The sequence below is a fragment of the Pseudomonas sp. W15Feb34 genome (genome assembly GCF_023127765.1).
Classification (GTDB): domain Bacteria; phylum Pseudomonadota; class Gammaproteobacteria; order Pseudomonadales; family Pseudomonadaceae; genus Aquipseudomonas; species Aquipseudomonas synxantha_A.
Genome location: NZ_SPKN01000003.1, coordinates 75,356 through 94,390 on the forward strand (window position 1 = coordinate 75,356; position 19,035 = coordinate 94,390).

Here is a 19,035-nt window from a genome sequence, read left to right on the forward strand (position 1 = left end):
GTGGGCAAAGTTCACCTTGTCGGAAAAACCTAGCGAGACAGTAGGAAATTTCGGAGCCACCTATTGAATCTCGGGTATATGCCCTCATTGCATAGAGTATGCACACGCAGCGGCAGGTTTTAGCTCGTTTAAAAAAGCCTGTACGCCCTATTGGAGAAGCAGGCTGATGAAATCGCTGTCCGACGTAAAGTTTTCGACCCTCGACCTGGTGCCCGTGCGTGCCAATGGCAGCCCGGCGCAATCGCTGCGCAATTCCCTGGACTTGGCCCAACACGTGGAAAAGTTCGGCTACAACCGCTTCTGGGTGGCTGAGCACCACAATATGGACGGCATCGCCAGCTCGGCCACTTCAGTATTGCTCGGCTATCTGGCTGGCGGCACCTCGACCATTCGTGTCGGTTCCGGCGGCGTCATGCTGCCTAACCACGCGCCATTGGTGATTGCCGAACAGTTCGGCACTCTGGAAAGCCTCTACCCCGGCCGTATCGACCTGGGCCTGGGCCGCGCGCCCGGTTCTGACCAGATGACCGCTCGCGCCCTGCGCCGTGAACGTTCCGGCAGTGCCGATGACTTCCCCGAAGACGTAGCCGAACTCATGGCCTACCTGGGCCCGCGTACGCCCGACCAACGGGTGATCGCCGTACCGGGCACGGGCACCAATGTGCCAGTGTGGCTGTTGGGTTCGAGCCTGTTCAGCGCGCAATTGGCCGGTGAGCGTGGCTTGCCCTACGCCTTCGCCTCCCACTTCGCACCGCGCCTGATGCATGAGGCGATTCGTGTGTACCGCAATCACTTCAAGCCTTCGGCGGTACTGGACAAGCCCTACGTGATGCTCGGCATTCCACTGGTGGCAGCCGATACCGATGAACAGGCCGATTACCTGGCCACCTCGGTGTACCAACGCATCCTCGCGCTGATGCGCGGCCAGAGCCTGGTGCAGCGCCCACCGGTAAAAACCATGGACGGCTTGTGGCTGCCCCATGAAAAAGACGCGGTGGGTAGCTTCCTTGGCCTGGCCATGGTGGGTAGCCCGGCGAAGATTCGCGCCAAGCTGGAGGTGTTGATCGAGCAGACCGGCGCCGATGAGCTGATTTTTACCAGTGACCTTTATGAGCACGCTGACCGGATTCATTCCTACGAGCTGCTGGCACAGGTGATGAAGGGCTGAAATCCAAGCGAAAAAAACCGACGCACTTGCGTCGGTTTTTATGTCTGGAGCACGGAATCAACCGCGCTTGTAGACAATTTCCTTGGTGTCGCCGCCGCACGTCCCTACGACGTCACCATCCGCTGCGGCGCCTTTATCTACGATTTCCAAAGAGTAATGCGGTACGCCCTTGGCATCGATTTTCGCTGCGATCTCGCTTTTCAGCTCCTCACAGTTCTTGGCTGCCATCGCCGTACCCGCAATGCTCAACAAACCCACCGCCAACAGAAACTTCTTCATCCGTTACTTTCCTTGCGCTGATCAAAAAGAGCGTGCCAATGCTCATCGCATCGGCACGCATACGTTGTAGCGCAGGTTATGGCAATCGGCCAGCGGGCAAAGTTCAACTGAGCGGATTAACTACTTGCAATTCGGAACCCCACTTTCAGCGTGACCTGGAAGTGCGCGGCCTTGCCATCCTTGATGTGACCACGGGTTTCAGTCACCTCGAACCACTCCAAGTGCTTGATGCTTTTGTTGGCTTCAGCCAGAGCATTGTTGATTGCGTCTTCGATGCTGGTGGTGGAAGAGCCTACCAGTTCGACTTTTTTGTAGGTGTGATGATCACTCATGGCGTTTCTCCTATAGGTCGTCAATCAAGACTAGCAGCGAATGTGCTTACTGCTTCTGGCGACCGCTTGGAGGTGAAAGTTCAGAATTACTGCACTTTCTGAAACCGGCGCAGTCGGTATCTACACACGCCACTCAATCACTTCAGGAGATGTCCACATGGCCAACACTTCTTTACGCAAAGCGTCGCTGGAAAGCATGGAAGCCGAGATTTCGAGCCTGCTCAAATCTCTGGAGAGCCTCAAGGACGACGCGTCCGATGAGTCGCGCAAAACGCTGAAGGCCCTGAAAAGCAATGCCGAGAACGCGCTCAAGCACTCTCGCCACCTGATCAGCGACGCCTATGAAGAAAGCAAAGTCAAAATCCGCGAAACCAGTGCCGCCACCCGTGACTACGCACAAGAGCACCCATGGACGACCGCTGGCGTCGCCGTGGGCGCGCTGGGCCTGCTGGCGGCTTACCTGCTGTGCAAGCGCGGTGACTGATTGACCGGTTACACCGGTTGACGCAACAGCTCAGCCTTGAGCCATTGCGCCAACTGCCCGGCGCGCCCGTCTGCGGCGCGCTTGGGTAGCCACAAAGCCAGGTGCGCCGGGGTTTCGCTGAAGCCCCACGGCGCCACCAGGCGACCCGCTCGCAGGTCCTCTGCCACCAGTGGTTCTGGCGCAATCGCCACTCCCAATCCTGCTACTGCCGCTTCCAGCAAATAATACAAGTGCTCAAACCCCTGGCCGAGTTTCAACGCGCCGGGCTCGATGCCGTGTTGCCGCGCCCAGCTGGGCCAGGCTTGGGGTCGTGAGGTGGTGTGCAACAACGCTTCGCTTAGCAATGCCGTTGCTGGAGCCTGACGCAACTGTTCAAAACCTGCGAAACGAGGGCTCAACACCGGGCCGATTCGCTCGCTGGCCAGCTCATACACCTGCATATCGGCCGGCCACGGCGGCTCGGCGAATACCAGTAAGGCGTCCAGGCCAGGCCGCCGGGGGTCCAGATCGCCTTCGCCCGCCGACAGGTGCAGGCGCAAATCGGGCAAGTCGGCATTCAAGCGCCCCAGCCGAGGGATAAACCAGCGCGCCAGCAAGCTACCCGAACAGCCGAGCACAAAGGGTGCGTCGGCGCTGCTTTGGGTAAGTTCGGCGCACGCGTCCCGCAACCGCTCGAAAGCCTCCACGCTGGCATCCCGAAGCCGAACGCCTGCATCTGTGAGTTTAAGGCCACGTCCATCCTTGACGAACAGGCTCACACCCAAATGTTCTTCCAGGACTTTCAACTGCCGGCTGACCGCACCGTGGGTCACGTGCAGTTGCTCAGCGGCTTGGCTGACGCTACTGAAGCGGGCGGTGGCTTCAAAAGCACGCAAGGCATTGAGGGGTGGTAGGTCGCGGCTCATCTGTGAGTTTTCCTGACAGGTTACGGCGATCTTATCGGTTTTCAGGCCAAAGCGTCAGGGGTAGAGTGGCCGTCATTGCCTCTCAACACACATTCATTCCTGGAGCGCCCCATGACCCAGTCCCAGACCGATCTACGCAACGGCCCTGACGCCAACGGCCTGTTTGGTGCGTTCGGCGGCCGCTACGTGGCTGAAACGCTGATGCCGTTGATCCTCGACCTGGCCCGTGAATACGAAGCGGCCAAAGTGGATCCAGCGTTCAATGAAGAATTGGCCTACTTCCAGCGCGATTACGTCGGACGCCCAAGCCCGCTGTACTTCGCCGAACGCCTGACGGAGTTCTGTGGCGGCGCCAAGATCTATCTCAAGCGCGAAGAGCTGAACCACACCGGCGCGCACAAGATCAACAACTGCATCGGCCAGATCCTGCTGGCACGGCGCATGGGCAAGAAACGCATCATCGCCGAGACCGGTGCCGGTATGCACGGCGTAGCCACCGCTACGGTTGCCGCACGCTTCGGCCTGCAATGCGTGATCTACATGGGCACCACCGATATCGAGCGCCAGCAGGCCAACGTGTTTCGCATGAAGCTGCTGGGTGCCGAAGTGATCCCGGTGGTCGCCGGCACCGGCACCCTCAAAGACGCCATGAACGAAGCCCTGCGTGACTGGGTGACCAACGTCGACAGCACCTTCTACCTGATCGGCACCGTGGCCGGCCCGCATCCTTACCCGGCCATGGTGCGCGACTTCCAGGCCGTGATCGGCAAGGAAACCCGCACCCAACTGCAAGCCCAGGAAGGCCGCCTGCCGGACAGCCTGGTGGCGTGCATCGGCGGTGGCTCCAACGCCATGGGCTTATTCCACCCGTTCCTGGATGACACCAGCGTCGAAATCATCGGCGTCGAAGCAGCGGGCCATGGCATCGAAACCGGCAAGCACGCCGCCAGCCTCAACGGCGGCGTACCCGGCGTGCTGCACGGCAACCGCACCTTCCTGCTGCAGGACGACGACGGCCAGATCATCGACGCCCATTCGATTTCCGCCGGCCTCGACTACCCCGGCATCGGCCCTGAGCACGCCTGGTTGCATGACATCGGCCGCGTCCAGTACACCTCGGTAACTGATGACGAAGCCCTGGATGCATTCCACAAATGCTGCCGCCTGGAAGGGATAATTCCTGCGCTGGAAAGCGCCCACGCCCTGGCTGAAGTGTTCAAGCGCGCACCCACCCTGCCCAAGGATCATCTGATGGTGGTCAATCTCTCGGGCCGTGGCGACAAAGATATGCAGACCGTGATGCATCACATGGAACAGTCCAAGCAGGAGAAACACTAAATGAGCCGCCTGCAAACCCGCTTTGCGCAACTCAAGGAACAAAACCGCGCCGCCCTGGTGACCTTCGTCACCGCTGGCGACCCGGGTTATGACGCCTCGCTGGCGATCCTCAAGGGCTTGCCGGCCGCCGGCGCCGACGTGATCGAGCTGGGCATGCCCTTCACCGATCCGATGGCAGACGGCCCGGCGATTCAACTGGCTAATATCCGTGCGCTGGACGCCAAGCAAAACCTGGCGAAAACCCTGCAAATGGTCCGCGAGTTCCGCACCGACGACAGCGACACCCCCCTGGTGTTGATGGGCTACTTCAACCCCATTCACAAATACGGTGTGCCGCAGTTTATCGCCGATGCGAAGGCAGCCGGCGTCGACGGCCTGATCGTGGTCGACATGCCACCTGAGCACAACGGCGAGTTGTGCGACCCGGCTCAGGCCGCGGGCATCGACTTTATCCGCCTGACCACGCCGACCACCGATGACGTGCGCCTGCCGACGGTGCTCAACGGCAGTTCCGGGTTTGTGTATTACGTGTCGGTAGCAGGCGTGACCGGTGCCGGCGCCGCCACGCTGGAACACGTCGAAGAAGCGGTCACGCGTCTGCGTCGCCACACCGACCTGCCGATCAGCATCGGTTTCGGTATTCGTACACCGGAACAAGCTGCGGCCATTGCGCGCCTGGCCGACGGTGTGGTGGTGGGTTCGGCACTGATCGATCACATCGCCAATGCCGGCAGCGACCAGCAAGCGATCGATGGCGTGCTGAGTCATTGCGCGGCGCTGTCGGCAGGTGTGCGCAACGCACGCAAGTAAGCACCTGCGTTTTGAAACTTGCGCTACGCTGAGGGGTGACACCACGTCACCCCAACGCACTTCCATGCCTATTGCCGTCTAACCACCCTCGCAAGCCCCCCCGCATTTCTTGCTTCCCGGTCGTTAAGTTAGTTGCATCAGAAGTCATCCCTGGCTCTCAGGAGTACATCATGGCCTTTGATCTCATTACCTCTTCAGACTCCCGTCACTCAACCTTGCAAAAGGGCTTCAACCTGCGCTGGCCGTTGGGCAATGTGCAGGGTCAGTCTTCGCAAAATGGCGCCAACCTGATCTACCTCTGCCGCAGCCCACAAGACATCATTGACGCCGCCGCGCAGGCATTGGCCCTTCCCGAGGGGCGCATCACCGTACGCAGTGGTGGTCATTGCTACGAAGGCTTTGTCGCCAACAAGATGCCCGACAGTCCACTTGAGGTACTGTCGATTCTGGATATCAGTGCGTTGAACCAGGTGGTCTACGACGCCAGCGGGCAAATCGGCTCCGAGCTGGACCCCAGCGCTGCTGAACGCTATAGCTTTCGCCTGGAAGCCGGCGGACAAAACTGGGATGCCTATGTCGCGTTATACAAGCTGGCCAACAAAACCCTGCCCGGTGGTTCGTGTTATTCAGTGGGCCTTGGCGGACATATTTGCGGAGGCGGCTATGGGCTGCTGTCGCGCAAATATGGACTGGTATGTGACTGGCTCAGCGGTGTGGATATCCTGGTGCCCGACAGCCTTGGCAAAGGCCTCGAACCGCGCCACGTTTCTCGCGACAGCACCAATCAGGACGAACTGGACCTGTTCGCCGCGTGTTGCGGTGCCGGTGGCGGACAGTTCGGCATCATCACCAGCTATTACTTCAAAGACCTGCCACCGGCACCGAAAGAGGTACTCTGGCTGGTGTTGGAATGGGACTGGTCCGTACTGACCAAACCTGCACTCGATAACCTGCTGGTGGCCTATCAATCATGGTTCGCCAGCAATCAAAGCAACACGGACACTTGGGGCCTGGCGACCAAGCTGGAGATGCGCCACCAGCACACAGGCAATGTGACCCTGGGTATTCACTATGTGGACAAGGATGGCGAACTGAACGATCGGGCGCCCTTCGATGACTTCGTCGACAAGATGCTCACAGCCATTGGCCTGCCCGCTACAGAGTCCCTGGTCCCATTTCACGTCATCCATCTGCCGCGCAGCACTACCAACGGGCGCACCATCGACTCAGTGTCATCCGCCCGAGCAGCCTCTCAACGCTTGGACTGGCTGGTGTGCCAACAGACATTGAACGGTTCGGGGGACAACCAGCGTGGGCGCTATAAATCGGCCTACCAGAAGGGCCCTTTCAGCCCTCAAGTGCTGGACGCCATCTGGACCACATTGACCTGGCCAGACCCTGATAACCACCTAACACAAAGCCTCATTCAGATTCAGTCTTTCGGTGGCCAGATCAATGCCGCCAACGAGCCAGTGCGCAGGGAGTCGTCAGCCGCTCAGCGCTCGTCATACCTCAAGTGGCAACCGCAATGTTACTGGCGTGGCGATAGCGCCGCCTCGGATCAAGCCCATGCCGACTGGATCCGAGGGTTGTACTTCAACGCGTTCGCCGATGATCAGGGCGTACCGATCAACGACGAGTTTGAAGGTTGTTACATCAATTACCCCGACCTCGATATGACCTACATCGGTGGCAATCCGGCCAATGGCAAAAACCCACAGTGGTACAAGATCTTCTTTCCCGACCTGATCATCGAAAGCCGCCTGCGGCGTACCAAGCAGCGCTGGGACCCACACAACATTTTCCATAACGAAATGTCGGTGCCGTAATCGCGAAAGAAGGGCGACTCCAAGGTCGCCCTTTTTTACAGCTCGATCCGCTCGACTTTACCTACAAGCAATATGTAGGAAAGTGCTCCCAGCAACGCCAGCACCGCGATGTAAGTAATCGCCGGCGCAAACGACGAACCACTGGCCAGAAAGCCAATCACGATGGGCGTAGCGATTGCCGACAGGTTACCGATGAAGTTGAACACGCCTCCGGTCAGCCCCAGCAACCGCGCAGGCGCCAAGGTCGAAACCAGCGACCAGGTGATCGACGCCAGGCCATTGCCGAAAAATGCCACCGCCAGAAACGCGATGACCCACGCCGTGGAGTCCACGTAGTTGGCACCGATGATCGCCGTGGAAATCAGCAGCCCACTGATGATCGGCAACTTGCGGGCAAAGCCTACCGAGGCACCACGACGGATCAACCAATCGGAAAACACCCCCGAACACAGCACGCCCACAAAAGCGGCCAGGAACGGCAACGACGCCAACAAACCTGACTGGATAAAGTCCATGCCGCGATATTTCACCAGGTACGTCGGGAACCAGGTCAGGAAGAACCATAGCGTAGAGTTCAGGCAGAACTGCCCCAGGTAGATGCCCCAGAGTTTGCGCTTGCTCAGCACGATACCGAGGTCGACCCAACTGAAGGGTGCCTTGGCCGTTTGCGCCTGCATGTCCACCAGCCCACCACCGTCACGGATCAACTGGATTTCAGCCTCATTGGCGCCTTTGAAATCTTTGGGCTCGCGATACACCGCGTACCAGATCGCGGCCCACAGGATGCCGACGCCACCGGTAACGACAAACACCATGTGCCAGCCGTACTGGTGTTGCAGCCAAGCCAGTACCGGGGTGAGGAACGCCAGGCCGACAAATTGCCCGGAGGTGTAGACGCCGATAGCCGTGGCGCGCTCGCGCTCGGGAAACCAGGTGGTGACCACACGGCTGTTGATCGGGTACGCCGGCGCTTCCAGCGCGCCCACCGCCATGCGCAGCACAAACAACGCAATAAAGCTGGCGGCGAACCCAAGCATAACGGTGGCAATCGACCACAGCAGCAGGGCGGCCGTATACAGAATGCGCGGCGGCACCCGGTCTACCAGCCAGCCGCCGGGGATTTGCATGGCCGCGTAAGTCCAGCCGAAAGCGGAAAAAATAAGCCCGACCTGCACCGGGTCGATACCCAGCTCGCTGGTCAGCGCAGGCGCGGCAATCGACAGGTTGCTGCGGTCCAGGTAGTTGATCACCACGGTGATGAACAGCAGCACCATGATGAAGAAGCGCTTTCGGCTAGGCGTGACTAAAGAAGCCTGCCCGGTGAGGGATTCAGGGTGCATGGGGTGCCTCTTTTTATGTTTGTTGAGGACAAAACGTGTTGAAGGAACGCGGTCAATGTGGGAGCGCATTCCTTCAGATAAAAATCACCACTCGGCAAAACTGCCATCGGCGTGGCGCCAGATCGGATTGCGCCAGCGATGGCCGATAGCCGCGCGCTCAATCACATATTCCTCGTTGATCTCGATGCCCAGGCCCGGGCCGTTGGGGATCTTCACAAAGCCCTGGTCATAGTCGAACACGCCCGGGTCGCGCACGTAGTCGAGCAGGTCGTTGCTTTCGTTATAGTGGATACCCAGGCTTTGCTCCTGGATAAATGCGTTGTAGCAAGCCGCATCCAGTTGCAGGCACGCTGCCAGGGCAATCGGGCCCAGCGGACAGTGCAGGGCCAGGGCCACGTCGTAGGCTTCGGCCATGTTGGCGATCTTGCGGGTTTCGGTAATCCCGCCTGCGTGGGAGGCGTCCGGCTGGATGATGTCGACGTAGCCTTCGCTGAGCACGCGCTTGAAATCCCAACGCGAAAACAGGCGCTCGCCCAGGGCAATCGGCGTACTGGTCAGCGGCGCAAGTTCTTTCAATGCTTCGTAGTTTTCGCTGAGCACCGGTTCTTCAATGAACATCAGTTTGTAAGGATCAAGCTCTTTCATCAGCACCTTGGCCATGGGCTTGTGCACGCGGCCATGAAAGTCGACGCCGATACCGACGTTAGGGCCCACCGCATCGCGCACGGCAGCGACATTGGCCAGCGCCAGGTCGACTTTGTCGAAGCTGTCGAGGAACTGCAGTTCTTCGGTGCCGTTCATTTTCACCGCCGTGAAGCCACGAGCCACGGCCTCTTTGGCTGCACGGGCAGTGTCGGCGGGGCGGTCGCCACCGATCCACGAGTACACGCGAATCTTGTCACGCACCTGGCCGCCCAGCAGATCGCTGACCGAGACGCCCAGCGCCTTGCCCTTGATGTCCCACAACGCCTGGTCGATACCGGCGAGGGCGCTCATGTGCACGGCACCGCCGCGATAGAAGCCGCCGCGATAGAGCACCGTCCAGATATCTTCGATATTGCGTGGGTCTTTGCCGATCAGGTAGTCGGACAGTTCTTCGACGGCGGCGGCCACTGTGTGAGCGCGGCCTTCGACCACGGGCTCACCCCAGCCAGTCACGCCCTGGTCGGTTTCGACCTTGAGGAAGCACCAGCGCGGCGGGACGATAAAGGTCGTCAATTTGGTGATTTTCATCTCTTGTCTCTCTTATGGATGCAGCGCCTGCGGGCGCGGAACTTGCTATCAGCTCAGGGCTTTCCAGCCGGCGACATAAGCCTGGGCACGGCTCGCGACCTGATCCACTGTCATTCCCGGCTTGAACAACCCGGAGCCCAACCCGAACCCTTTCGCGCCGGCGTCGATAAACACCTGCATGTTGTCCGGCGTAACGCCGCCTACCGGCAGCAGCAACGTGCCCGCCGGCAATACCGCCAGCCACGCCTTGATCACCGAAGGGCCGATCTGCTCGGCCGGGAACAGCTTCAATACGTCGGCGCCTTCGGCCAGTGCGGCAAACGCTTCGGTTGGTGTTGCCACGCCAGGCGACAAGTACAGGCCTGCGGCCTTGGCGGCGCGCAGTACTTTGGCATCGCTATGGGGCATGACAATCACTTGGCCACCAGCCGCCTTCACCTGCTCGACCTGTTCAGGCGTCAACACCGTGCCGGCGCCGATCAGGCAATCGGCGGGCAGGCTGTCGCGCAGGGTGCGAATGCTGGTGTACGGCTCCGGCGAATTGAGCGGGACTTCGATCACACGAAAACCCGCGTCGTACAGCACCTGGCCGATGGCCTGGGCTTCGTCCGGGCGTATGCCACGCAGGATTGCGATCAAACCGTTTTGCGCGAGTGCTTGCTTGAGCATGTCAGGCCTCCGTTACAGGTTGAGTGAGCCCAGCCGCCACGGCCAATTGCCACAGGCCGCGCTCGGTGGCTTCCTGCGCCAGGCTGACGTGGGCGAAGCCGCAAAGGGCCAGAGCGCGTTGATAGCGGGCGCAGAGTGGGGCGGCGCCAACCAGGATGATCGGCTTGGTTTTGGCGCTGTCGGGCAAACCGGCGAGTTCGTGGCCGATCAATAGGCCGGACAGGTAGTCGGGCTGCTGGTTGGGTGCAAGCTCAGCCGCCAGGCCCAGGGTACGGGCACTGAACAAGGTCGACAGCACGCCACGCCTGCCATCCTTTGAAAGCGCCACGTGCACGCCACGGTCAAAGGCCTCGGCCTGGAATTGTTCGCTCGGCTGCTGAGTGCGGCCCAGGATGCTGTGCTTGCTCAATACCGCGAACAGTTCACCGGTCATGAAGGTGTCGAAATGCGTAATGCGGCCTTCACTCACCTCGACCCATTTAGAGTGGCTGCCGGGCAACCCGATCAACACTTGGGCCCCAAGCCCCTGCAGCACGCCGAGTACCTGGGTTTCTTCGCCGCGCATCACATTGGGTAAACCCGCTTGCTCGATCACCCCCGGCACAATATGCACATCCACCCCGCGCAGGCTGCGCACGCGGTGCAACGCCAAGCCCAGGCTGGCGACATCCACAGGCGTGGCGCAATAAGCCGCCTCGCTCCAACCCTGCGCGCTGCCAACCATACCGCAGGCAATCACTGGCAATTCAGGCTGGGCGTCGAGCCAATCGCCGCAGGCGCTATCGAACGCCAACTCGAAGCCGTCAGTGCAATGAATACCGTTGATGTCCCGTGGCTCGCTGGGCAAATGCATGATGCCCCAGGCTTGCGCGCGCTGTTCCAGCACAACGCCCGCCGAGCCGAGTTTGTAAGCACGAAGGGAGCTGGTCCCCCAATCGAGCGCGATCAATTGCGCCTGCATCGCTTCACCTGAAATGAGTGGGTGCTGAAAAAAGCAGATGGGCGAATATAAACCTACGCGCCGGAATATCTCAATATATAAATATCGATCCCACATAATGAGACAAAGCAAGATTAATCCTACACCGTTCCCTGTTTTTACTTAGAGAAAGGCAAGGCGTTATCTGATAAGGAAAGTTAAAAAACCGACAGATTCAGCTCGCGCATCGCACCCATCCAGATCGCGTAGTCGGTGTGGTCCTTCAGGTCATCGCCGGTTTCAGGGTGCAGGAAGACCACCAGGCCATCGCGGTGCAGCGCCAGCCACGGCAACACCACGCCGATGTATTCCGGCTCGAATGCCAGCTGGCAGCTCCAATCCGGATGCGGGCCCACCGGCCGCTCATGCACACGGCCCATGCGCAACGGGAACAGCCTGGCGGCGTCCTCACACAGCGTGCGCGCCTGGTCGATGGTGCTGGCGTCGAAGTAGATATGGGCGTGATAGCCCTTGATACGTTGCATGACGGACTCCGGATCCACGATGTGCCGATCCTAGACCGCAATCGAAGGCAGGGCCAGCCCGGTCAACGACTGCGCACTGCTGGCCTGTTCCGCCATCAGCCATTGGACAAAACGCTCAACCAACTGCCCGCGGCGTTTGCGCTGGGGTTGCACCACGTAATAACCGAAACGCGAGGTCACCGTGGGGCTGATCGGTCGGCACAGCCAGTTCTGTTCCAGCAGGTTATCCACCAAATGGCGCCAGCCGATGGCAACGCCCTGGCCGGCAATCGCAGCCTGAATCAGCAAGGTGTAGTTGTCGAAGCGCAATTGCCCGGGAGTTGGCGCAGCGGATATACCCAATTGGCGGAACACCCCGCTCCAGTCGAACCATTGGCTGTTGTTTTCCTGACGCAGGTGCAGCAACGGGTACTCGGGCAAGGATTGCACCGTCATCGGCGCGGCCTGAGCCTTGAGCCACTGCGGGCTGCATACCGGGAACACTTCCTCATTGAACAACCACAGGCTGTCGCCCTGCTTGAAACGGCCATCGCCGAACAGCACCGCCACATCGATATCGCTGCGCAGGCTGGCGTGGTTGCGCTCACTGGTAACCAGGCTCACATCCACCTGCGGGTTGGCCTGGTGAAAGCGATGCAGGCGCGGCATCAGCCAATAGGCGGCGAAGGCGAAGTCGGTAGCCACTTGCAGTACTTCGTGCTGGTCCTGTTGGGTGATGGTGCTGAGCCCTTGATTGATGCTTTGCAGGGCGCCCTGTACGTGCTCGAACAACAGCACGCCGGCGTCGGTCAGTTCGATACCGCGATAGATGCGGTCAAACAGGCGGATTGCCAGTTGTTCTTCAAGACGCTTGATCTGCTGGCTGACCGCCGGCTGGGTGGTGCCAAGCTCCATCGCCGCGGCGGTAAAACTGCGGTGGCGCGCCGCCGCTTCGAAGGCTCGCAGCAGATCGAGAGAGAGGTTACCCAGCGCTTCATACATAAGCTGTCGTTATCCTAGGCATTGCTTGTCATGGGCTTTACCCTGATTTCCATGGGCCGCATTCTCATTGGCATAAACACTTACTATGGAATGCCGAGAAACCATGAAGCGCAAGAACATTCTTTTCATCATGGCCGATCAAATGGCCGCGCCCATGCTGCCGTTCTACGGGCCTTCCTCGATCAAGCTGCCCAACCTCAGCCGCCTCGCCGCCCAAGGCGTGGTATTCGAGGCCGCCTATTGCAACAGTCCGTTGTGTGCGCCTTCGCGCTTCACTCTGGTCAGCGGCCAGTTGCCGAGCAAGATCGGCGCCTACGACAACGCTGCCGATTTCCCCGCCGATGTGCCGACCTATGCCCACTACCTGCGTCGCCTCGGCTACCGCACCGCGTTGTCGGGCAAGATGCATTTCTGTGGCCCCGACCAGTTGCACGGCTATGAAGAACGCCTGACCAGCGATATCTACCCCGCGGATTATGGCTGGGCGGTGAATTGGGATGAGCCCGACGTACGCCCCACCTGGTACCACAACATGTCTTCGGTGCTGCAAGCGGGCCCGTGCGTGCGCACCAACCAGCTGGACTTCGACGAGGAGGTGGTGTTCAAGGCGCAGCAATACCTGTTCGATCATATCCGCGAGGACGGTGATCGGCCCTTCTGCCTGACCGTATCGATGACCCATCCCCACGACCCTTACACCATTCCCAAGCCGTTCTGGGACCTGTACGACGACGCCGACATCCCTTTGCCTGCAACGCCGGCGCAAGCAGAGCTGGACCCACACTCCCAGCGTCTGCTCAAGGTCTATGACTTGTGGGATAAACCGCTGCCTGTGGACAAGATCCGCGATGCCCGTCGCGCCTACTTCGGTGCGTGCAGTTACATCGACAGCAATGTCGGCAAACTCCTGCAAACCCTGGAAGACACCGGCCTGGCTGACGACACCCTGATCATCTTCTCCGGCGACCACGGTGACATGCTCGGCGAGCGTGGCCTCTGGTACAAAATGCACTGGTTTGAAATGGCCGCCCGCGTGCCGCTGCTGATCAGCGCGCCGGGCCAATTCGCGGCTGGGCGGGTCACTCAGGCGGTGTCCACCGCCGACCTGCTGCCGACCCTGGTGGAGCTGGCCGGCGGCGAGCTGGACCCGCACTTGCCGTTGGACGGTCGCTCTCTGGTCCCGCACTTGCAAGGGCAGGGCGGGCATGACGAAGTGTTTGGCGAATACATGGCCGAAGGCACCATCAGCCCATTGATGATGATTCGCCGGGGCGCCTACAAATTTATCTACAGCGAAGACGACCCTTGCCTACTGTTTGATGTGCGCAACGACCCGCACGAGCGGGAGAACCTCAGCCTGTCAGCAGAACATCGCTCGCTGTTCGAGGCCTTTTTGTGTGAAGCGCGGGCCAAATGGGACATCCCGGCGATCCATCAGAAAGTGCTTGCCAGCCAGCGTCGCCGCCGTCTGGTGTTTGAGGCACTGACTCAAGGCACGCTCAAGAGCTGGGATCACCAGCCACAGGTGGATGCCAGTCAGCAGTACATGCGCAACCATATCGACCTCGACGACCTGGAGCGCAAGGCACGTTATCCACAACCCTGCCAAAACCAATAAACAGACAGAGGGAAGGCCATGCAAAAGTTGACCGTGGTACTGAGCATATTGGCGCTGGGCAGCGCCAACGTGTACGCAGACGCTCGCTGTGAAACGGTAAAGATGGCCGATCCAGGCTGGAGCGACATTGCCGCCACCAATGCCATTACCGGCTTTTTGCTGACGGGCATGGGCTACAAAGCCAAGGTCGATACCCTGGCGGTGCCGATCACTTTTGGCGGGCTCAAGGACGGCCAGGTGGATGTGTTTCTCGGCAACTGGATGCCGGCGCAACAAGGTTTTTATGACAAGTTCGTGGCCAACGGCGATGTGGTACAACTGGCGAAGAACCTCGACGGCACCGAGTTCACCCTCGCGGTGCCGGACTACGTATGGGACGCCGGCGTACGTGACTTTGCCGACCTGAACAAGTTTGCCGACAAGTTCGACAAGAAGATCTACGGCATCGGCTCCGGCGCGCCGGCAAATATCTCGTTGCAGGAGATCATCAAAAAGAATGACTTCGACCTGGGCCAGTGGAAGCTGATCGAATCCAGCGAGCAGGCGATGCTCGCCGAGGTGTCGCGAGCGGTGAAGAAACAGCGCTTCGTCACCTTCCTCGGCTGGACGCCGCACCCGATGAACGTGCAGTTGAAGATGCATTACCTCAAGGGCGGCGAGCAGTATTTTGGCGCCACCGGTAGCGTGTATACCTTGACCCGCAAGGGTTACGCCCAAGCCTGCCCGAATGTCGCCAAACTGCTGACCAACCTGAGTTTCACCCAGGAGATGGAGAACGGCATCATGGCGCAGGTGGCCAACAACAAGGTCAGCAATGCCGAGGCGGCCAAAGCGTGGATCAAGGCCAACCCCGCGGTGCTGGACAAGTGGCTCGACGGCGTGAAAACCCTGGATGGCCAGGATGCGTTGCCCGCGGTCAAAGCCCAACTCTAAGATGCGCCTGGATCCAAATGTGGGAGGGGGCTTGCCCCCGATGACGGCCTATCAGCTATGAATGTATTGGCTGAAACACCGCTATCGGGAGCAAGCCCCCTCCCACAGGGAGCCGGTGTGTACTGATACTCTAAGCCAAACCTTCTACCCGAGCCTGCGATGCCCCGGCCCAACCGCCACACACTCTTCCCCTTCCTCAGCTGGCTCCCGCGCCAAACCCGCGCCAGCGTCGGCCGGGATGCGATCGTCGGCCTCAGTGGCGCCGTACTGGCCCTGCCACAGTCGATTGCCTACGCACTGATCGCCGGCCTGCCACCGGAATACGGGCTCTACGCGGCGATCATCCCGGTCTTGATCGCTTGCCTGTGGGGCTCTTCCTGGCACCTGATCTGTGGGCCCACGGCGGCGATTTCCATCGTGCTTTACGCCAGTATCAGCCCATTGGCCGTGCCAGGTTCCCAGGACTACATCACCCTCATCCTGTTGCTGACCTTCCTCGCCGGGGTGTTCCAGTGGTTGCTCGGCCTTCTGCGCTTTGGCGCGCTGGTGAATTTTGTCTCCCATTCGGTGGTGCTGGGTTTCACCCTGGGCGCCGCGGTGGTGATTGCCCTGGGGCAGTTGCCGAACCTGCTGGGGCTGGACTTGCCGAGCCAGGCCACCGCCCTCAACAGCCTGCTGGCGCTGGTCGACCATGGCGGTGAGTGGGATCGTGCGTCCGTGATCCTCGGGCTCGGCACTTTGCTGGTGGGCGCGCTGCTCAAGTCTCTGGTGCCACGCTGGCCGACGCTGTTGATCGCTTTAGTCTTGGGTAGCCTGACGGCATGGCTGTGGCCGACGATGTTCGGGCATGTGGCGCTGGTCAGTTCGTTTATCGGCCAGTTGCCGCCGTTCAGTCCATTGCCGATGGACCTGGACCTGGTACTGCGCCTGTTGCCCAGCGCGGTGGCGGTGGGGATGCTGGGGTTGGTGACCAGCCTGTCGATTGCACGCTCACTGTCGGCTCGCTCGCAACAATTACTCGACGCCAACCAGGAAGTGCGCGCCCAGGGTTTATCCAACATCGTTGGCGGATTTTTCTCCGGCTACCTGTCAGCCGGTTCGTTCACCCGTTCGGGCCTCAGTTACGAGGCGGGTGCTTGTTCGCCCCTGGCTGGGGTGTTTTCCGCGCTGTGGGTGGCGTTATTTGCGTTGTTCGGCGCGACGTTGATCGCGCATATTCCCATCCCCAGCATGGCCGCCAGCATCCTGCTGATTTGCTGGGGTTTGGTGGATCATCGAGGGATTCGTGCTTTGTTTCGTGTCAGCCGCGCCGAATTCGTGGTGATGGGCCTGACGTGTGTCGCCACCTTGCTGCTGGAGCTACAAACGGCGATTTATGCCGGGGTGTTGGCATCGCTGTTTTTCTACCTCAAGCGCACTTCGCAACCACGGGTTCAGCAATGGCGCGATGGGGACGAGGATGTATTACGAGTGGGTGGCTCGATCTTTTTTGGCGCCAGCCATTACCTGCAAGTACGCCTGCAAAGTCTGCAGGGCACACGGGTGGTGATCGAAGCGCAGCAGATCAATTTTATCGACTACTCCGGGGTGGAGATGCTGCATCAGGAGGCGCGACGGTTGGCGCGGTTGGGGCGTAGCCTGACCTTGCGTGGGGCCAGGCCGCAAGTAATCGAAGAGTTAAGAAAACTGGAAGGGGCCAACAGTTGCCCCCTCCATTTCCAAGATTGAACACGATCAGGCCAATTGACGGCGTAGTTCGGCTAACACCGGTGCTGAATCAGGGCGCACACCACGCCACAGGAAGAAGGCTTCCGCTGCCTGCTCCACCAGCATCCCCAAACCATCCATCGCCACCACAGCGCCGTGTTCCGCAGCCCAGCGGCAGAACGCGGTAGGTTCCTTGGCGTACATCATGTCGTAGCAGAACGTCTTGCCCGGCTCGATCAGGCTGCCGGCAATCGGCGGTACATCGCCTGACAGGCTGGCGGACGTGGCATTGATGATCACGTCCACCGGCTCACGTAGCCAGTCGAAACCACTGGCAGACACCGGGCCCAGGTCGTCGAACAGCTCAGCGAGCAGCTCGGCCTTTTCCACGGTGCGGTTGGCAATGATCAACGAAGAGGGTTGCTGTGCCAGCAACGGCTCAAGTGCACCGCGCACCGCGCCACCGGCTCCCAACAACAGGATGCGTTTGCCTTGCAGGTTCAGCCCGGCGTTGACCGTCAGGTCGCGCACCAGGCCGGCGCCGTCGGTGTTGTCTCCCAACAACGTACCGTCCGCCAGTTTGCTCAGGGTGTTCACGGCTCCAGCGCGCTGGGCGCGTTCGGTCAAGGTATCGGCCAAACGATAGGCGTCTTCCTTGAACGGCACGGTCACGTTGGCGCCACGGCCCTGGCGAAAAAACTCACGGGCGCAGTGGGTGAAATCCTCCAACGGCGCGAGCAACGTGCTGTAGTCCAGTTGTTCGCCGGTCTGCTCGGCGAACATACGGTGGATCAGCGGCGATTTACTGTGGCCGATGGGGTTGCCGAACACGACATAACGGTCCATCACACCGCCGCCTTGGCTGCAACGACGCCGAGCCAGTCGCGGTCTTGCAGGAAATAATCGGTGAGGCGCGCCTCCTCGCTACCGGCCTCGGCCTTCCAGTCGTAGCTCCAACGGACCTGGGGCGGCAGCGACATCAGGATCGATTCTGTACGCCCGCCCGACTGCAGACCGAACAGGGTGCCACGGTCATAGACCAGGTTGAACTCGACGTAGCGGCCCCGGCGGAACTCCTGGAACTGACGCTGCTGCTCGGTATACGCCATGGCCTTGCGACGTTGCACAATCGGCAGGTAGGCATCGATATAGGCATCGCCGATGGCACGGATAAAGGCGAAACAGGTGTCGAAGCCCCATTCGTTCAAGTCATCGAAGAACAGGCCACCGATACCGCGAGGTTCATTGCGATGCTTGATGTGGAAATAGGCGTCGCACCAGGCTTTATAGCGTGCGTACACGTCCGGGCCAAAGGGCGCACAAGCTTGCTCGGCCACACGGTGCCAGTGGACGCAGTCTTCTTCGTTGCCGTAATACGGGGTCAAGTCAAAGCCGCCACCGAACCACCACACCGGTTCTTCGCCTTCTTTTTCAGCGATGAAAAAGCGCACATTGGCGTGGGATGTCGGCACATGCGGGTTATGCGGATGAATCACCAGTGACACGCCCAAGGCTTCAAACCCCCGACCAGCCAGCTCAGGCCGATGGGCACTGGCGGACGGTGGCAAACCGCTGCCAAACACGTGGGAAAAGTTAACGCCGCCTTTTTCGATCACCGAACCGTTCTCGATCACACGGGTGCGACCGCCACCACCGGCAGGCCGGGTCCAGGCGTCTTCGATAAAGCGAGCGTCCGTCTCGAAGGTTTCCAGGGCGTTGCAAATGCGATCTTGCAGGTCAAGCAGGTAGGCTTTAACGGCCTCGGTGCGGGTAGTCATGGCATCACCTTGAATCGGGCAAAGCTACGCGAGGCCATTGGGCGTCGGCGGCAAATGGGCGCACAGGATACCACTGCGCCCACATGCCACTGCACTTAGGTGCGCGGCAGTTGACGAAGATCAAGCTTAGGAGTCCGATAGGGGGCTACGCAGATTCGAACCCAAGG

At 60.2% G+C, this 19,035-nt stretch carries 19 protein-coding genes; 8 read left to right on the forward strand and 11 right to left on the reverse strand.

The features are described from left to right. Positions 1-166: 166 nt before the first annotated feature. Entirely contained in the window at positions 167-1,168 is a 1,002-nt protein-coding gene (locus E4O97_RS01095) for an LLM class flavin-dependent oxidoreductase (protein ID WP_078822708.1), read from the forward strand. Between the two features lie 57 nt (positions 1,169-1,225). On the opposite strand, the gene E4O97_RS01100 is transcribed toward E4O97_RS01095, so the two are convergent. Further along, a complete protein-coding gene (locus E4O97_RS01100; RefSeq protein WP_078822707.1) occupies positions 1,226-1,447 on the reverse strand; it encodes a DUF1161 domain-containing protein in 222 nt (73 codons plus the stop codon). A 116-nt stretch (positions 1,448-1,563) separates the two neighbouring features. After that, positions 1,564-1,779, reverse strand: coding sequence for a dodecin (locus E4O97_RS01105; protein ID WP_005783406.1), 216 nt, complete (start codon positions 1,777-1,779; stop codon positions 1,564-1,566). A gap of 157 nt (positions 1,780-1,936) precedes the next feature. On the opposite strand from E4O97_RS01105, the gene E4O97_RS01110 reads away from it, so the two are divergent. Continuing rightward, positions 1,937-2,263 (forward strand): DUF883 family protein, encoded by a 327-nt coding sequence (locus E4O97_RS01110; RefSeq protein ID WP_003187304.1) that lies wholly within the window; start codon positions 1,937-1,939, stop codon positions 2,261-2,263. Positions 2,264-2,271: 8 nt separating this feature from the next. Here E4O97_RS01110 and E4O97_RS01115 read toward each other — a convergent pair whose 3' ends face one another. Beyond that, complete coding sequence (locus E4O97_RS01115) at positions 2,272-3,168, reverse strand: LysR family transcriptional regulator (RefSeq protein ID WP_078822706.1); 897 nt, start codon at positions 3,166-3,168, stop codon at positions 2,272-2,274. Positions 3,169-3,279: 111 nt separating this feature from the next. Between E4O97_RS01115 and trpB the strand changes: the two genes are divergently transcribed. The 3 genes from trpB to E4O97_RS01130 all read left to right on the forward strand — a co-directional run bounded on the left by trpB (position 3,280) and on the right by E4O97_RS01130 (position 7,145). Continuing rightward, positions 3,280-4,506, forward strand: a complete 1,227-nt coding sequence (gene trpB / locus E4O97_RS01120) for a tryptophan synthase subunit beta (protein WP_005783404.1) — start codon at positions 3,280-3,282, stop codon at positions 4,504-4,506. Next, complete coding sequence (gene trpA, locus E4O97_RS01125; protein ID WP_005783403.1) at positions 4,507-5,316, forward strand: tryptophan synthase subunit alpha; 810 nt, start codon at positions 4,507-4,509, stop codon at positions 5,314-5,316. Positions 5,317-5,486: 170 nt separating this feature from the next. Further along, complete coding sequence (locus E4O97_RS01130) at positions 5,487-7,145, forward strand: BBE domain-containing protein (RefSeq protein WP_248160763.1); 1,659 nt, start codon at positions 5,487-5,489, stop codon at positions 7,143-7,145. 35 nt (positions 7,146-7,180) lie between these two features. Here E4O97_RS01130 and E4O97_RS01135 read toward each other — a convergent pair whose 3' ends face one another. The 6 genes from E4O97_RS01135 to E4O97_RS01160 all read right to left on the reverse strand — a co-directional run bounded on the left by E4O97_RS01135 (position 7,181) and on the right by E4O97_RS01160 (position 12,832). Further along, a complete protein-coding gene (locus E4O97_RS01135) occupies positions 7,181-8,485 on the reverse strand; it encodes an MFS transporter (protein ID WP_248160764.1) in 1,305 nt (434 codons plus the stop codon). An 84-nt stretch (positions 8,486-8,569) separates the two neighbouring features. Then, positions 8,570-9,718, reverse strand: a complete 1,149-nt coding sequence (dgoD, locus tag E4O97_RS01140) for a galactonate dehydratase (protein WP_005783400.1) — start codon at positions 9,716-9,718, stop codon at positions 8,570-8,572. Positions 9,719-9,766: 48 nt separating this feature from the next. After that, the gene (locus E4O97_RS01145) at positions 9,767-10,387 is read right to left on the reverse strand and encodes a 2-dehydro-3-deoxy-6-phosphogalactonate aldolase (protein WP_248160765.1); all 621 of its coding nucleotides are present in this window, start codon (positions 10,385-10,387) and stop codon (positions 9,767-9,769) included. Position 10,388: 1 nt separating this feature from the next. Beyond that, complete coding sequence (locus E4O97_RS01150) at positions 10,389-11,348, reverse strand: 2-dehydro-3-deoxygalactonokinase (RefSeq protein ID WP_248160766.1); 960 nt, start codon at positions 11,346-11,348, stop codon at positions 10,389-10,391. 176 nt (positions 11,349-11,524) lie between these two features. Then, positions 11,525-11,851 (reverse strand): DOPA 4,5-dioxygenase family protein, encoded by a 327-nt coding sequence (locus E4O97_RS01155; protein WP_078822701.1) that lies wholly within the window; start codon positions 11,849-11,851, stop codon positions 11,525-11,527. A 30-nt stretch (positions 11,852-11,881) separates the two neighbouring features. Next, positions 11,882-12,832: a LysR family transcriptional regulator gene (locus E4O97_RS01160; RefSeq protein WP_032878587.1), complete on the reverse strand. Its 951-nt coding sequence runs from the start codon at positions 12,830-12,832 to the stop codon at positions 11,882-11,884. Between the two features lie 103 nt (positions 12,833-12,935). Between E4O97_RS01160 and betC the strand changes: the two genes are divergently transcribed. From betC to E4O97_RS01175, 3 genes are all read left to right on the forward strand, one after another. Beyond that, positions 12,936-14,450, forward strand: a complete 1,515-nt coding sequence (gene betC, locus E4O97_RS01165) for a choline-sulfatase (RefSeq protein WP_248160767.1) — start codon at positions 12,936-12,938, stop codon at positions 14,448-14,450. Between the two features lie 18 nt (positions 14,451-14,468). Next, on the forward strand, positions 14,469-15,383 hold the full coding sequence (gene choX, locus E4O97_RS01170; RefSeq protein ID WP_032878589.1) for a choline ABC transporter substrate-binding protein: 915 nt from the start codon (positions 14,469-14,471) through the stop codon (positions 15,381-15,383). Positions 15,384-15,542: 159 nt separating this feature from the next. Next, on the forward strand, positions 15,543-17,111 hold the full coding sequence (locus E4O97_RS01175) for a SulP family inorganic anion transporter (protein ID WP_248133101.1): 1,569 nt from the start codon (positions 15,543-15,545) through the stop codon (positions 17,109-17,111). A gap of 6 nt (positions 17,112-17,117) precedes the next feature. On the opposite strand, the gene aroE is transcribed toward E4O97_RS01175, so the two are convergent. Then, positions 17,118-17,936, reverse strand: a complete 819-nt coding sequence (gene aroE, locus E4O97_RS01180; RefSeq protein WP_032878592.1) for a shikimate dehydrogenase — start codon at positions 17,934-17,936, stop codon at positions 17,118-17,120. Further along, entirely contained in the window at positions 17,936-18,868 is a 933-nt protein-coding gene (gene hemF / locus E4O97_RS01185) for an oxygen-dependent coproporphyrinogen oxidase (protein ID WP_032878593.1), read from the reverse strand. The genes aroE and hemF overlap by 1 nt, the downstream gene beginning before the upstream one ends. Positions 18,869-19,035: the final 167 nt, after the last annotated feature.

Bases quoted from the DNA above. Each gene is read 5' to 3' on its own strand.
- E4O97_RS01095 (WP_078822708.1), top strand. From the start codon at position 167: ATGAAATCGCTGTCCGACGTAAAGTTTTCGACCCTCGACCTGGTGCCC.
- E4O97_RS01100 (WP_078822707.1), bottom strand. From the start codon at position 1,447: ATGAAGAAGTTTCTGTTGGCGGTGGGTTTGTTGAGCATTGCGGGTACG.
- E4O97_RS01105 (WP_005783406.1), bottom strand. From the start codon at position 1,779: ATGAGTGATCATCACACCTACAAAAAAGTCGAACTGGTAGGCTCTTCC.
- E4O97_RS01110 (WP_003187304.1), top strand. From the start codon at position 1,937: ATGGCCAACACTTCTTTACGCAAAGCGTCGCTGGAAAGCATGGAAGCC.
- E4O97_RS01115 (WP_078822706.1), bottom strand. From the start codon at position 3,168: ATGAGCCGCGACCTACCACCCCTCAATGCCTTGCGTGCTTTTGAAGCC.
- trpB (WP_005783404.1), top strand. From the start codon at position 3,280: ATGACCCAGTCCCAGACCGATCTACGCAACGGCCCTGACGCCAACGGC.
- trpA (WP_005783403.1), top strand. From the start codon at position 4,507: ATGAGCCGCCTGCAAACCCGCTTTGCGCAACTCAAGGAACAAAACCGC.
- E4O97_RS01130 (WP_248160763.1), top strand. From the start codon at position 5,487: ATGGCCTTTGATCTCATTACCTCTTCAGACTCCCGTCACTCAACCTTG.
- E4O97_RS01135 (WP_248160764.1), bottom strand. From the start codon at position 8,485: ATGCACCCTGAATCCCTCACCGGGCAGGCTTCTTTAGTCACGCCTAGC.
- dgoD (WP_005783400.1), bottom strand. From the start codon at position 9,718: ATGAAAATCACCAAATTGACGACCTTTATCGTCCCGCCGCGCTGGTGC.
- E4O97_RS01145 (WP_248160765.1), bottom strand. From the start codon at position 10,387: ATGCTCAAGCAAGCACTCGCGCAAAACGGTTTGATCGCAATCCTGCGT.
- E4O97_RS01150 (WP_248160766.1), bottom strand. From the start codon at position 11,348: ATGCAGGCGCAATTGATCGCGCTCGATTGGGGGACCAGCTCCCTTCGT.
- E4O97_RS01155 (WP_078822701.1), bottom strand. From the start codon at position 11,851: ATGCAACGTATCAAGGGCTATCACGCCCATATCTACTTCGACGCCAGC.
- E4O97_RS01160 (WP_032878587.1), bottom strand. From the start codon at position 12,832: ATGTATGAAGCGCTGGGTAACCTCTCTCTCGATCTGCTGCGAGCCTTC.
- betC (WP_248160767.1), top strand. From the start codon at position 12,936: ATGAAGCGCAAGAACATTCTTTTCATCATGGCCGATCAAATGGCCGCG.
- choX (WP_032878589.1), top strand. From the start codon at position 14,469: ATGCAAAAGTTGACCGTGGTACTGAGCATATTGGCGCTGGGCAGCGCC.
- E4O97_RS01175 (WP_248133101.1), top strand. From the start codon at position 15,543: ATGCCCCGGCCCAACCGCCACACACTCTTCCCCTTCCTCAGCTGGCTC.
- aroE (WP_032878592.1), bottom strand. From the start codon at position 17,936: ATGGACCGTTATGTCGTGTTCGGCAACCCCATCGGCCACAGTAAATCG.
- hemF (WP_032878593.1), bottom strand. From the start codon at position 18,868: ATGACTACCCGCACCGAGGCCGTTAAAGCCTACCTGCTTGACCTGCAA.